The following is a 14324-nucleotide window of genomic DNA, read 5'->3' on the forward strand; positions in this document are numbered from 1 at the left end:
CCTGGTAATACAAGCCCAGCCCGGCGGCCGCATTGGGCATCCTCATCCTGGCAGGATTGGAGAAGGCACTACGACCGATTCCCTCTACACTCCTTGCGAACTCGACCAGGGGAAAGGCGTATGCGCCATCGAAAATGGATGTTCGGTCTGCTGTTTGCCGTGGCTGCCTCCTTGCAGGCTCAAGACGTACCCAATGCATTGCGCGATTGGCAGGGCTGGGTGCTGCACGACCATCCGCAGCATGCCTGTCCGTTCCTGGCCAATGGCAACCCGGCTGCGGGCAGTTATCAATGCATCTGGCCAGGTCGCCTGGGTGTGGAGGCGGGTAAGGACGGCGGTCGCTTCAGCCTCGACGTGCGGGTGGATGCGCCGGCCTGGGTGGAACTCCCTGGCGACGAGCGTAGCTGGCCGCAACAGGTGACGGCGAACAACAAGGCTTTGCCGGTGCTGAGCCGCGATGGTCACCCTGCGCTCTGGCTGGAGCCTGGCAGCTACGCGGTGCACGGCAATCTTCCATGGGATTCGCGCCCGGCCCGTTTGCGGGTGCCGCCGGCCATGGGTCTGGTTTCGCTGAGCCTGGATGGCCTGACGATCGAGCGTATCGAACGCAATGGCGATCAGCTGACGCTGGGCGAAGCCGCCGCGGCGCAGCGCCAGGCGGATGCGATTGCGGTGAAGGTGTACCGCAATCTCAGCGATGGCATGCCTGCCATGCTGGAGACGCAAGTTCAGTTGAACGTGACCGGCAGCGCGCGCGAGCAATCGCTGGGGCCGGCCTTGCCGAAAGGCTTCGTGGCGACCTCGCTGGACAGCGACTTGCCCGCGCAATTGGATAGCGACGGACGCTTGCGCCTGCAATTGCGTCCCGGGCAATGGACGGTGACGCTCGCCGCGCGCAGCATCGACACTTTGCACGCGGTGAATCTCGGCTCGCCGGTGGAGCCTTGGCCGAAGCAGGAAACATGGAGCTACAGCGATGACCCCGAACTGCGCAGTACGCACGCCGATGGCCGCGCGACCGACGCCGGACAGGCTGGCGTTCCATCGGAGTGGCGCGAGCTGCCGGCTTTCGCGCTGGACCAGGCCAATGGCTTGACGATTGAGCAGGGCTTGCGGGGCGGCGAGGGCGGAGCCAGTGACCAGATCCATCTGCAGCGAGCCATATGGCTGGATTTCAACGGGCAAGGTTTCAGCATCAGCGATCATCTCACCGGCAAGCTGCAGCATGCGCAGCGTTTGGATGTTGTTGCGCCCTGGATACTGCAGCGTGCGAGCCAAAACGAGACTGCCCTGCTGATCACCGGCTCGGGGGATGGACGCACGGGGATGGAATTGCGCGGTGCTGATCTGGATTTACACGCAGGTCTGCGCATCGACAATCGCGGCGGCGCTTTGCCAAGCACTGGCTGGCAGCTGCCGGTGGAAGACATCGACGCCGTGCTGCACCTTCCCTATGGTTATCGGCTGCTTGGCGCGAGCGGTGTGGATCGTTCGCCGGATTCATGGATCGGGCAATGGAGCCTGCTGGATCTTTTCATCGTCGCCCTGATCGCCTTGTTGGCGGGGAGATTGCTCGGATGGCGCTGGGCGGTGCTCGGGGCGTTGTTCCTCGTCTTGTCGCAACATGAAGGCGGAGCCCCGCGCTGGACGCTGGGCCTGGCGTTGGCATTCGCCTTGCTGATGCGCGCCTTGCCTGCAGGGAAGTTGCGGCGGTTTGCGCAGATAGCTGCATCGGTTGCCCTGGCGTCGGCGGTGTTGTGGACATTGCCGTTCGCCAAGACACAGCTGGAGAATGCCTTGCATCCGCAGCTTGAGGGTGGCGGCGGTTATGCTGCGGTGGAAGCGATGGACGATCTGTTTGGCGCGAAGAAGCAGGAAGTGAAGCCACAGCCGGCACTGCCCGCGCCACCTCAGGCGATGCAGGAAGAACCTGTTCAGTCCGCGGCACCCGCTCCTCCACCTCCTGTTCCTTCCGCAGCGAAAGAGCCGCGGAAGCTCTACTCTGTCGTCGTGACAGGAAGTCCAATATCGGACAACTCGGCTGCCAATGAAACGGACACCCGCAGCGTCATCCAAGCCGGCGCCGGCGAGCCGAGCTGGAATGTCGACAACAACTATCACCTGGCCTGGTCAGGCCCGATTACACCGGCGCAAACCATGCGGCTGATCATCGTGCCATCCTGGCTCGTGCGCCTTTTGCGCGTGGCGATGCTTGTATCGCTTGTCTTGTTGCTTGGCCGAATGGCACGCGATCTGCTCAAGCCGTCGGACAAGCTTGGGAGCTGGCGTCCTTGGCGCGCAGCGGCAGCATCGTTGCTGTTCCTATGCCTGCCGCATCTTGGTCATGCCCAAGCCACGCCCTCTCCCAACGTGCTGAATGAATTGCGCAATCGCTTGCTGGAAGCGCCGAAATGTGCACCTGCTTGTGCGGTGGTTGCTGCGGCTACGCTGCACGCTACGGGCGATCAGGCTACGCTGGATCTTGAAACGCACGTTGGCGCGGCCGTCGCCATGCCGCTGCCACAAACCCGTGCAGGCTTGCAATTGCTCGATGTGAAGGTCGATGGGAGAAATGATGGCGCGCTCGCAAGGCGCGATGATCTGCCCGTTGTCCGACTGGAGCCGGGCGTGCATCACGTCGTTTTGAGCTATCGATTCCAGCCGGTGGACAGCGTTACCCTGAATTTCGGGCTGCGTCCCCAATGGATTGCTTTCAGCGGCGAAGGATGGATGCCCGACGGCATGGACGGTGGGCGTTTGCTCGGAGACAGCCTGACGCTTAATCGAGTACGGTCATCCACCGATGGCAAGCAAGTCGCCCTGCCGCAGCAGACATTTCCACCGTATGTTCGCGTCAAGCGAAATATCGTGCTGGGCGTGGATTGGACGACGATCAATACGGTCGAGCGGATCGCTCCGAATGATGGTGGCTTTACTGTCGATATCCCCTTGCTCGCGGGCGAGCATCCGCTGGGCGATGGCGAACGCGTGCACGACGGGCGTATCCGGGTCACCTTTGTCGCCGGCCAGCAGGAGGCGAGCTGGAATAGCCGTCTGGACCACACTGATCGCGTACTGCTCAAGGCGCCGCCGCTCGGCGAGCGCGCGGAAACCTGGCAACTGCATGCGGCGCCGATTTGGCATGTCGAGGCCAAAGGCGTGCCGGTGAACGACGTTAACGATGGGCTTGGTTTCGAGCCGCTGCCGAACGAAACGCTACAACTTGCCATCAATCGCCCCACGCCGGTGGAAGGCGATAGCTTGGCGTTCGACGGCGTGGGCGCCAGTTCGGAGGTTGGCGATCGAGCCACGGAAACGACGCTGACGCTTGTAGCCCGCAGCACGCGCGGTGGCGAGCACGAAATTACGCTGCCCGCCGGCACGGAACTGCTTGAAGCAACGCGGGATGATGAATCGCTGAGCCTGGCTGTGCGCGATGGCAAGCTCAGCCTGCCCCTGTTGCCGGGCAAGCACGACTATTCGCTACGCTTGCGGATCCCGCATGGTATCGGTGTAAGCACCGTCACTTCCGTAGTCGCTCTTGGCGCGCCGTCGGCCAATATCGCGCTGAACTTGCAGTTGCCTCAGGATCGCTGGGTACTGTGGACGTGGGGGCCGCGCTCGGGCCCTGCCGTGCTTTACTGGTCGCAGTTGATCGTGCTGCTGGTGGCGGCATGGCTGCTGGGTCGCTATGCGCCGACACCGCTGCGCTTTCATCACTGGTTGCTGCTGGGGCTTGGTTTTTCCGCATTCGCCTGGAGCGCGCTGGCGTTCGTTGTGCTCTGGCTCATCCTGCTGGGTCTGCGCGCACGCCATGAAACAGCGGTAGCAGGGCTTGCGGGGGGGAAATTCAATCTGCTGCAAGCCGCATTGGTGGTGGTGACCGTGCTAGCGCTGATCACCTTGGTTTCAGCCGTACCCAAAGGCCTGCTCGGATTGCCCGACATGCACGTGGCGGGCAATGACTCCACGGCGTGGGATCTGAATTGGTTTGCGGATCAAACCCACAATGCCTTGCCCAATGCGGGCGTGATCAGCGTATCGCTGTGGTTCTACAAAATCGCCATGCTGGCATGGGCCATATGGCTGGCCAACGCGTTGATCGGCTGGTTGCGCTGGGGTTTCGAGGCGTGGACCAAAGGTGGCTACTGGCGTAAACGCGAGCCGAAGCGCCCGGTACCCTCCTTGCCCGCCGAACCTGCTACGGATGCTCCTAGTGATGTCTGATGTGCGTAGTGCGTTGACTGAAGCCACGCGTCGGCTGGGCGACCGCGTCGACGCCGAGGTACTGCTCTGCTATGCCTTGAGCAAACCGCGCAGCTGGCTGATCGCACACGCGGACGATGTGCTTCCGGTGGAGCATCTATTGGCCTATACCGTGCTGATCGAACAGCGCGAAGCAGGCGAGCCGGTGGCTTATATCACCGGGCGCAGGGGCTTCTGGTCACTCGATCTGGAAGTGACGCCCGCGACGCTCATTCCTCGCCCGGAAACCGAGCTGCTGGTTGAACGCGCGCTGCAGCATCTGCCGACGGATCGAACCTGTCGCGTGCTGGATCTTGGTACTGGCTCGGGCGCCATTGCCTTGGCGCTTGCCCATGAGCGGCCTCAAGCGCAGGTGATGGCGACGGATGTCAGTGCCGACACGCTTGCAGTGGCGCAGCGCAATGCACGGCGCCATCACATTGCCAACGTCGGGTTCGCGCAAGGCGACTGGTTTGTGCCTGTGGACGGCCAGCCGTTCGATCTCATCGTTTCCAATCCTCCCTATATCGAAAGCCTTGATCCGCATTTGCAGCAGGGTGATCTGCGCTTCGAGCCAATGCGTGCACTGGCATCGGGAGCAGACGGACTTGATGACATTCGACGCATCGTGCGTGATGCTGGCCGTCACCTCGTGCCAGGTGGGTGGTTGTTGTTCGAGCACGGATGGAATCAAGCAGAGGCGGTGCGTGAGCTGCTTCGTCACGCAGGTTTCGTGGAGCTTTCAACCGAGCGCGATCTGGAGCAACGGGATCGTGTCAGCGCCGGTCGATGGCCGGTCGATGCCGGTTGTTCTTGATTCGGCGTACACTCCAGCCGTAACTGATGTCCGGATTCATGTGGCGCATCCGGGCATCAATGATCCTTGTCTGCTCCGGACACATCGCCATGAATCATCGCCGTTTCGTCATTGCTACCCGTCCGTTGGTGCAGCGCACGTTGTCGCGGACGATTCACATATTGCTGCTGGCTTTTGCTGCTCCCGCCGTGCTTGCGCAAACCAGCACGCCGCCACCGGCATCTTCAAGCAACATGGCGCCAGCGTCCGCGTCGAGCAGCGGCGCCCCGGTAGTGACGCTCAATGAAGTGATGGTCACTGCGAACCGCCGCCGTGAACCGCAGCGTGATGTGCCCATGCACGTGGATACGGTGCAGGCGTCAAGCCTGCAGCAGCTGGGCGCGAAGAATCTCAATGACTATGTGTCGTACCAGCCCGGCGTATTCTTCGCAAGCGCAGGGGGCGCAGGCGAGGGCGAACTGGTGATGCGCGGCGTATCGACCGGCAACCAGACCAGTCCGACCGTTTCGCTGTATATCGATGACGTGCCCGTGGGCGGCAGTACGGTGTACGCCGCTGCGGCCACGTTCGTGTTTGACCCGGCCCTGCTCGACCTGGATCACATCGAGTTCCTGTATGGGCCGCAAGGCACTTTGTATGGGGCCGGTTCGATGGGCGGACTGGTGAAATACGTGACGGTAAAGCCCGATCTCAGCGGCTTCTCAGGCAGTGTGGGTGGAGACGTATCCAATACGAATCGCGGCGGCACCAGCTATTCCGAGCATGCGTCGCTCAATATTCCGCTGCTGAAGGACAAGGCTGCGCTGCGCGTATCGGCGGTGGACCAGCACGTCACTGGCGTGTATCAGGCAGTGGGAGAGACGCCAGCGGGTGGTGCCGATCGCACCCACACCAAGGGTGTGCGCGTGCAACTGGAAGTCGATCCGGTGGAGAAGCTCAGTATGAACGTGACCGTGATGGCGCAGAAGATCGCGGCGGATGGTTTATCGATGGGCGACTTCAATCTGCAGGGTCAAACCATTTCGGGAGGCCCGTACAAGCGCGCTCTCAATCATCGTGAACCTTTCACGCAGACTCTTCAGCTTTACTCGTTCCATGCCGGCTATGACTTCGACTGGGCTACGCTGGACTGGATCAGTTCGTACCAGAATTTCGTCAATCATAGCGTGCAGGATTATCCCGATTCGTTTCTCGGGCTGCTCAATCTGATCGGCCCTTTGTTCGGCGTCAATCAGCCGCTGAGTTCGCTGTATGTCGATTCCCAGTACACGGTGCACAAGTCTTCGCAGGAGATCCGCCTCACCTCGCGCAAGAACGAAACGTTCGATTGGCTGTTGGGTTTGTGGCTCAACCGCGAGGACGTGTGGGAGCAATACGCGTTGCAGGGCGATAACCTGCCGCCACCGGGCACCACTGGGTTGATCGGGCAAACCGTGCATGCACGATTCTCCGAATACGCAGGCTATGGGGATCTCACCTGGCACATCGATCCAAGTCTGGATCTCACCGTCGGCGCGCGTGCCAGCGGCAACAGCCAGCAGCTTTCGAACTTCGAGGATGGGCCATTCGCCGGCAGCCCGGGAGGTTTTCGCGAACATGCCAACAACCAGGACATCACCAAGATGATTACCTTGACCTGGCGGCCTACACAAAAAGACAGCTTGTACTTGCGCGCTTCCACCGGCTATCGCCCGGGAGGCCTGCAGGCGCCATTGCAAAGCACGTTATTGGTGCCGAACCCCAGTGCTACCAATACCTTCGGTTCGGATAATCTGGAAAGTTACGAGCTGGGCTACAAGAGCAGTCATTTGGACGGCCATTTGACTACCGGGATCGATGGCTACGACATCGAATGGCATCACATGCAGCTTTACACCTATACCTTAGGCAATACGATCATCCAGAATGCGGGCGATGCGCGCATCAAAGGCATAGAGATGCAGGCTAATTATTCGGACGGTCCATGGCAGGTCGGCGTGTCCGGCGCCTACACCGATGCGTTTACCAATAATGGCGCGCCTCAGTTGGGAATCCAGCCGAATGCCCCCTTGCCGTATTCGGCTCGTTGGACGGGCACGTTGAACGGCAAGTACAAGTTCATGGTGGCCGGGACGGGCGCCTACGTCGGCGCCGCGGTTCGCGCTTCCAGCCACCGCAATGCGGGTTTCGACGGCGATGCCAGCGACCCGAACTTCAAATTGCCAGGTTTCATGTTCCTGGACCTCAACCTGGGCGTGAACCTGCGTGGCGGAGCCAATATCGATTTCTACGTCCGCAATGTGCTCAACCGGCAAGTTCCGATTGGTACGTTGAACGACGAAGCGGTGAATTTCCTCGCTACGGTGGGCGGACCGATGCTGGTGCAGATGTCGACGCCACGGACGGTAGGGGTGGCATTCAACGTGCCGTTCTGATGCGAATGCCGGAGTTGCCCTCGGATCAGGGCACCTCCGGCTACGGAACGTGCTTTGTCTTCAGCTATCTGGCAGGATCGACCACGATGCGGCCGAGCTTGCCGATTTCATGGCCCTTTTTGTCGAGCCCGACCAAGTCCACTTGGCTACCGGTGGGGCAGTCATTGGGGATGGTTGCTTCGAGCTTGTTGTTGCTTACGGCCTGAACCATGGTGGTTTGGTGGTAGTTGCTGTTGCTCAGTCGGAAATCGATCTCGCGGATGGTGTTGATGTCTTCACCTGTAAGCGTGATCTTCCCACCTGGCTTAGCGTGACTTGGATTAACCGTAGCGTTGGTTGCCATAGTTTTCTCCTCGAGATGGACGCTGGGCGGAAGCGCCAAGCACGCGAGCAAATACCATGGCGTTTATAAAACATGCGTCAACAGCTGGTGACGCATGAGTTTTGCGCAGGAATTGATTTCAAAAGTGCGAGCTAATGCCCTTTTCCGCTGATCTGTTGAGGCGGCTTGATCGCATAAAGCAAGGCGGGCAGGAAGATGAACGTTGCCAGCAACACCGCCACCAGGCTGACCAGCAGCATGCGACCCATGCTGGCCATGCCCAAGTCATGCGACAACGCCAGTGAGCCGAACGCGGTGCCGGTGGTGAGTGCGGAGAACAGCACCGCGCGAGCGGAGGCGGAGCTCACAAAGCGGCGCATGCCTGCGCGCCAGTTCATCACGAAGTACACATTGAACGACACACCCACACCCAACAGCAGCGGTAGGGCGATGATGTTGGCGTAATTGATCGCCATGCCCAATGCCCGTGCGAGCAGCGCCGTGAGCAGCGCGGACATGGCCAGCGTGAGCAGCACGATGCTGGCGTCCTTCACGCGACGGATCACCAGCATCAAGACAACGGCAATGGCGATGATCGCCAAGGTCGCGGCCTGCTTGAACGCTTCCATGATGGTATCGGCCGAAGCAATGGTGGTCACGGCGGGGCCGCCTGCTTCGGGTGCGATGCGCTGCACAGCTTCCACGAACTTGCGCAGGCCGGCCGTGTCCTGTTCGTTCACGGTGGGCGATACCTGGATGCGCACCTGGCCGTTTGGGCTCACCCAGTCACGCTTGATCGTCTCCGGTAGCGATTGAAGCGTGACGCTCTGGGCGTTCAAGGCATCGCGCAAGCTGTCCAGTTGCTTGGGCAGGAAGCGGCTCACCGCTGCATTCATCGCCATCAGCCGGTCGTCCGGCGCCTTGGCGAGCTTTTGCAGCGCAGCCTCGATGCTGTGCAGCGGCGAATCGGCCGTCATTTCCGGCTTGGCGTCGTTGATGGCGTCCAGCGTGTCGCTGATGGCCGAGCGCAAGGCCTGCGGTGTCACCTGCGGCGCCGAAGGGTCGACATCCAGCGACGGCAACATCAACACTTGCGCCTGGTTGAGCTGATCGAGCGATGCCTGTTGATCGGCCGGCACGAAGGTGGCTGCGGAAATGACGCTGGACACTTCCGGTAGCTTTGACAACTTGTCCGACAGCGTGCGGGCGTCGTCCAGCTTGGGCACCATGATGTTGATATTGAACGGATTGGTGACCGGATTGTCAGCCAGGCTGCGCAGCGTGCGCATCGGTTCGGAATTGGGGTCCTGCGTGTTGAGCGGATTGGCGTCGAACGGCATGCGCACACCCGCCACCACTCCGGCTATGCCGAGCAGCGCGAACACGATCAGTACCGGTTTGTAGTGGCAATGCAGGACCGAATCCAGCTTCGGGCCGAACGGCAGCGACAATTCCTTGCTCTGGCGCGTGGGCTTCATCAGGATCAGCAAGGCGGGCAGCAGCGTAAGCGTGCACACCAGCGCGATACCCATGCCCACGCCAGCGATGGTGCCCAGTTCCGCCACGCCGACGAAGCTGGTCGGTGAGAACGCGAGGAACCCGCATGCGGTGGCAGCCGCGGCCACGGCGATCTGGCTGCCGGATACGCGTGCGCCTTCGGCCAGAGCGGTGTTGATGTCGTCATGCAGCATGCGTTGCTCGCGCAGGCGCACCGCGAACTGGATGCAAAAATCCACCGCGAGCCCCACGAACAGTACCGCGAACGCCACCGAGATCACGTTCAAGGTGCCCACGGCCAGCGCGGCGAAGCCGGTGGTCAAGGCAAAGCCGACCAGCAGCGTAAGCAGGATCGGAATGATGCGGCGGAACGAATGCATCGCCAGGTATAGCCACAACGCGAGCAGGAACAGGCTGACCAAGGTGCTGGCGACGATGCCCTTGGTAAGTGCGCCGAATTGCACGTCGGCCAGGGCGACGGAACCAGTGTAGTCGACACGCACGCGGCCGGCTTTCACGTCCGGTAGGTCGGCGGCTACGCGTTCCAGGGCTTGCGTTGCGGCGAGGCCGGGCTGCAGCGAGCCGTCTTCGAGTACCGGATGGGTCAGCACGAAACGCACGTTCTGTGGCTGCTGCGTCACGTCCGAACCGAGCAGACTCTGCCAAGAAAGTGGTGTGGGGTGGCCGTCGGCTGCGTTGTTCAGTACCTGGGTCAGCTGGTCCAGGGCCGGCTTATATGGCGAAAGATCGGCATGCTGGATGCGCACGCCCGCCGCCATCAACGACACGCCGTTCAACAGGCCGCGCGCCGAAGGATCGGCGGCGAGCGGGCCCAGCAGCGGTTGTGCGTTCATCAGCGAGCTGAGCATTTTGCCCAGGTCGTTCGGATCCAGCAGCAACAGGCCTTCCTGGCGGAAGAACGGATCGGCATCGGGCCGATTCACGTCGATGAAGTGTTTTTTGTCCGCCGCCAGCGCCTTGGCCAGCGCCGCGGCGGTTTCGTCGGATTCTTCCGGCGTTACACCGCGCACCACGACGGCCAACACATTGTTGAACTGGGGAAACTCGCGGTCGAAGGCCGTCGCGTGTTGGCGCCATGGCAGCGTGCTGGCGAACAGGTTGTCGGTGTTGGTGTCGACGCTCAAGCGTTCGGCCGCGACCCAGATGCCCAGCCCGGCGAGAGCGAAGAAAGCAAGCACCACGGCCAAAGCGTAGCGTCGGCAGAATTGAACCAATCGGACGATGAACTCGGTCACGGGCTCAGCCGCTCCTCAAGTCTGTATGAAAAACGTTAAGGATAGTGCATAACGCGCAGCTTTCCCTTAGGCGTAGCTAACTCCCCCTTTGTTTGAGGGCAAAGGGCGCGCGGGGCAAGCCGGTTTGCCTTGTAGGCTGGGATGTAATCCCAGCCTCCGGGGAGGGGGCTGCACGGGAAAACAGCTGGGACTGCCATCCCTAGCTCAGGCGTTAGCCAAGTTCAATGCCACGGCTTCGGGAAAACGCGCCCGGATGGCCCGGCCGATACCCGCTAAATCCAGCCCGGCCTCACTCAAGACCTCTTCGCGGCTGCCGTGCTCAAGGTAGGCGTCCGGCAGGCCCAGATGCAGGATCGGCAGGGTTATGCCCTGTGCCGCCAGGCATTCGGCGACGCCCGAGCCGGCACCACCGGCCGTGGCATTGTCTTCAACGGTTACAAAGGCGTCGTGGCTGCGCGCCAACTCCAGCAGCAGCGCCACATCCAGCGGTTTCACGAAGCGCATGTTGACCAGGGTGGCGTCGATTTCCTCGGCGATCCCGCTGGCGGCGGCAAGCATGGCGCCGAAGCTGAGGATCGCCAGCCGACGACCGCGGCGGCGCATTTCCGCCTTGCCGATGGGCAGCGCATCCAGCGCCTTGCGCACCACCGCGCCCGGGCCACCCCCGCGCGGGTAGCGGATCGCCGCCGGGCCGGCATGGCGAAAGCCGGTGGTGAGCATGGCGCGGCATTCGTCCTCATCAGCGGGCGCCATGATCAGCATGTTCGGCAGGCAGCGCAGGAAGCTCAGGTCGAAGCTGCCCGCGTGGGTGGCGCCGTCAGGCCCCACCACGCCCGCGCGGTCGATGGCGAAGGTCACGTCCAGGTTTTGCAGCGCCACGTCGTGGATGGCCTGGTCGTAAGCACGCTGCAGGAAGGTGGAATAGATCGCCACCACCGGCTTGGCGCCTTCGCAGGCCATGCCGGCGGCGAGCGTTACCGCGTGCTGTTCGGCGATCGCGACGTCGATGTAGCGATCCGGATAGGCCTGGGAAAATCGCACCAGCCCGGAGCCTTCGCGCATGGCGGGGGTGATGCCGAACAGGCGCTCGTCCGCCGCAGCCATGTCACACAGCCAGTCGCTGAAGACGTCGCTGTAGGTGGGTTTGCCGGGACCGGCTTTCTTCACCACGCCGGCGATCGGGTCGAACGGGCTCACCGCGTGGTATTCGATCTGGGCCTGTTCCGCCGGAGCGTAGCCCTTGCCCTTGGTAGTGATCACATGCAAGAGCTGCGGACCCTTGGCGTCTTTGAGCGTGCGCAGCACCTCCAGCAGCTTGGGGACGTCGTGCCCATCGATCGGGCCGGTATAGCGAAAGCCCAGTTCCTCGAACATCGTGCTGGGCACGGCTACGCTGTCGTCGCGCTTTTCCAGGCGTTTGGCGAGGCCGCCCACGTTCTCACTGATCGACATGCCGTTATCGTTGAGCACCACCAGCAAGTTCGCGCTGAGGTCGCCGGCATGGTCAAGCGCCTCGAACGCCATGCCGGCTGTCATGGCGCCATCCCCGATCACGGCCACGAACTTGTGCGTTTCGCCCTTTTGCTGCGCGGCGATCGCCATTCCGAGGGCTGCCGAAATCGACGTGGAGGAATGGCCCACGCCGAAGGTGTCGTACTCGCTTTCGGCGCGGTGGGGGAACGGTGCCAGGCCGCCCTTTTTCTTGATGGTGGTGATGCGGTCGCGGCGGCCGGTGAGGATCTTGTGCGGGTAGCACTGGTGGCCAACGTCCCAGATCAGCCGGTCGTGCGGAGTGTCGAAGACATGATGCAGCGCCACTGTCAGCTCCACCACGCCCAGGCCGGCGCCAAAATGGCCGCCGGAGCTGGCCACTGCTTCGATCAGGTAGCGCCGCAGCTCGTCTGCGACGGCCGGGAGCTGGTCATCGGGGAGGCAGCGCAGGTCGGCGGGCGAGTTGATCGCGGCAAGGTGCGGGTAACGGGACAGATCAATCATGGGCGTATTGTGCCCCGTTTTTCTCCCTCTCCCCTTTTGGGAAGAGGGGATTGGCGCGCGCTACATCAGCGCTTCGCGCCGATGCCGCGGTAGATGGCTCACCAGGAACTCCATCTGGTCCGCCAGGATATTGCGGTTGGAGAGGATCAGGTGCTCCACCCAGCTCGGCCGGTACGGCACGGCCAGCAGCGGCATGTTCGCTTCTTGCGGGGTGCGGTTGCCTTTCTTCAGATTGCAGGCCAGGCAGGCGCTGACCACGTTTTCCCATTCGTCGCGGCCGCGCTTGGAGATCGGCAGCACGTGATCGCGGGTCAGCTCGCTGCGGATGAAGCGCACGCCGCAATACAGGCACAGGTAGCGGTCGCGGCTGAATAGCGCGATGTTGGTGAGCGCGGGAGCGGGGTCGATAGCGTGGTCGCGGCAATGCCCCCGGCTGGCGACGATGGGATGCAGTTCGATCCGGCTCTGTACGCCCAGATCACGGTTGTGGCCACCGTGTACGGTGAGGCAGGGGTCACCGAGAGTCCACGCCACGGCGTCGCGGACATAAAGGCACACTGCGTCCTGCCAGCTGATCCAGTCCAGAATCCGGCCCGCGGCATCCAGTGACAGCACCCGGGTCGAGTTCAGGTCGGCCCTATGTGGCACTTCCATAAGCATGCGTTTCGTCCTTCACTTATAGCGAAAGAGCGTCGTCATCTATGCAATGGCGCTCGGTTTTTCCGCAGCATAGACCAAATTGATTGCAAATCGCATGCAATCCCCGGCGGGGACTGGCGAAATGCCCGCCATATGGCTAACTCGCCCCGGAAATCCCACGCTGATATAGTGGCTGTTCATCTGTAGACCCGACGCCGGGCTTGGGAGGGGGAGCCGTGGGTGGCGACCCCGGCTCGGTGGGGCAGAGGTAAGTAACGTGGCTGAAGTACTTTTCTACGAGCGCCCAGTGCCGCTCAACCGCACCGTACACAAGGATCTGCGCATCAAGGGGCTGCAAAACCTCAAGTTCGCGCACAGCGTGCACTCCGTGCCGTTGACTTGCGCGGAATTCCCCGTCACCGCTCGCGACATCCCGATCCTGTTCGCAGGTCCCGACGAAGTCGCCGCCGGCCCGATGGCCCTGCTGGGCCTGCGCCAGAACGAGAACCTGTTCCTCGACGGCGAGGGCCAGTGGGCGACGGGCGTGTACATTCCGGCCTTCGTGCGCCGCTATCCGTTCGTGCTGGCCGAGAAGCCGCCGGGTGCGGAAGGCGATGACTTCACCGTGTTCCTCGACGAAGCCTATGAAGGCTTCAACAACACCGAAGGCGAGCGCCTGTTCGCGGAAGACGGCACCGAGACCGACATCCTGAAGAACGCCGTGAGCTTCCTCGGCGAATTCCAGCAGCATGTCGCGCGCACCAAGCAATTCATGGAAGACCTGCGCAAGCACGACCTGCTCGAGCCGCGCAATATTCGCCTGGAGCGCAGCGGCAATGTGATCAACCTCAATGGCCTGTACGTGATCAGCGAGGAAAAGCTGCGCAAGCTGGATGCGGAAACCACCCATCGTTTCCTCACCGATGGCACGCTGGGCTGGATCTACGCTCACCTCCTGTCGCTGATGAACATCGATCGCGTGGGCCAGCGTCTGGCGCAGCGCGAGGAAGCCGAAGGCGTCAACGCCACCAAGAACTGATCGGCTGCGTGGTAGTGATCATGAAAAAAGCCACCCCTGCGGGTGGCTTTTTTTTGTCCGCCCCCATCGCAGTAGAATCGCCGCATCGAAGCAAGGAGCA

General features: G+C 62.1%; 8 protein-coding genes. 4 read left to right on the forward strand and 4 right to left on the reverse strand.

What is annotated here, in order from left to right:
- Positions 1–120: 120 nt before the first annotated feature.
- From QQJ96_RS11055 to QQJ96_RS11065, 3 genes are all read left to right on the forward strand, one after another.
- The gene (locus QQJ96_RS11055; protein WP_284332052.1) at positions 121–4227 is read left to right on the forward strand and encodes a hypothetical protein; all 4107 of its coding nucleotides are present in this window, start codon (positions 121–123) and stop codon (positions 4225–4227) included.
- Complete coding sequence (prmC, locus tag QQJ96_RS11060; protein WP_284332053.1) at positions 4220–5062, forward strand: peptide chain release factor N(5)-glutamine methyltransferase; 843 nt, start codon at positions 4220–4222, stop codon at positions 5060–5062. The genes QQJ96_RS11055 and prmC overlap by 8 nt, the downstream gene beginning before the upstream one ends.
- Positions 5063–5151: 89 nt before the next feature.
- Complete coding sequence (locus QQJ96_RS11065) at positions 5152–7476, forward strand: TonB-dependent receptor (protein ID WP_284332054.1); 2325 nt, start codon at positions 5152–5154, stop codon at positions 7474–7476.
- 64 nt (positions 7477–7540) lie between these two features.
- On the opposite strand, the gene QQJ96_RS11070 is transcribed toward QQJ96_RS11065, so the two are convergent.
- From QQJ96_RS11070 to QQJ96_RS11085, 4 genes are all read right to left on the reverse strand, one after another.
- A complete protein-coding gene (locus QQJ96_RS11070) occupies positions 7541–7819 on the reverse strand; it encodes a hypothetical protein (RefSeq protein ID WP_284332055.1) in 279 nt (92 codons plus the stop codon).
- Positions 7820–7950: 131 nt separating this feature from the next.
- Positions 7951–10551 (reverse strand): MMPL family transporter, encoded by a 2601-nt coding sequence (locus QQJ96_RS11075; RefSeq protein ID WP_284332056.1) that lies wholly within the window; start codon positions 10549–10551, stop codon positions 7951–7953.
- Positions 10552–10755: 204 nt separating this feature from the next.
- Complete coding sequence (gene dxs, locus QQJ96_RS11080) at positions 10756–12546, reverse strand: 1-deoxy-D-xylulose-5-phosphate synthase (RefSeq protein WP_284332057.1); 1791 nt, start codon at positions 12544–12546, stop codon at positions 10756–10758.
- 60 nt (positions 12547–12606) lie between these two features.
- Positions 12607–13206: an HNH endonuclease gene (locus tag QQJ96_RS11085; protein ID WP_284332058.1), complete on the reverse strand. Its 600-nt coding sequence runs from the start codon at positions 13204–13206 to the stop codon at positions 12607–12609.
- A gap of 256 nt (positions 13207–13462) precedes the next feature.
- Between QQJ96_RS11085 and QQJ96_RS11090 the strand changes: the two genes are divergently transcribed.
- On the forward strand, positions 13463–14224 hold the full coding sequence (locus QQJ96_RS11090; protein WP_284332059.1) for a SapC family protein: 762 nt from the start codon (positions 13463–13465) through the stop codon (positions 14222–14224).
- The last annotated feature ends 100 nt before the right edge of the window (positions 14225–14324 follow it).

This window comes from Dyella flagellata, from assembly GCF_030160275.1.
Lineage (GTDB): Bacteria > Pseudomonadota > Gammaproteobacteria > Xanthomonadales > Rhodanobacteraceae > Dyella_B > Dyella_B flagellata.